Source organism: Vibrio sp. 10N.222.55.C6 (assembly GCF_041473395.1).
GTDB classification, from domain to species: domain Bacteria; phylum Pseudomonadota; class Gammaproteobacteria; order Enterobacterales; family Vibrionaceae; genus Vibrio; species Vibrio crassostreae_C.
The window spans coordinates 1-346 of the sequence record NZ_JBFRSD010001090.1 but is presented as its reverse complement, the minus strand read 5'-3'; the positions used below and the strand labels follow the sequence as shown (position 1 = coordinate 346).

1 pseudogene is annotated in these 346 nt (G+C 39.9%); it reads right to left on the bottom strand.

The features are described 5' to 3' along the window. Window positions 1-150: 150 nt before the first annotated feature. Window positions 151-346, bottom strand: a pseudogene (locus AB4486_RS27685) (curlin subunit CsgB); the annotation flags it as partial.

Sequence of the window (346 nt, the reverse complement as noted above, 5' to 3'; positions counted from 1 at the left end):
GATCTGCTTGAGCTGCATTAAAACCAATGATGGCACCGACTATAATTCCAATTTGTGTAAGTTTCATAAGTTGTATCCTTATACATTTCCATGTCGACGTTGTTGCTGCTTCACAGAGAAGCAACTTGAATCAAGCTTCCATACTGCGCGCTAATTGGCTTGATTGATGTGAATTCTCATTGAGCTAGACGCTTTCACTAAAGCAAAGTCGTTGCCGTCTTGAGAAATTCCTAAATTACTTCTTCCAGAACCAACCAAATAAGCAGTATTGCCATTGCCTTTTTGGTCAATGCTCAGTTGACTACTCTGTCTTGAGAAGTTAGCTTGTCCGATAACTGCTAAATTG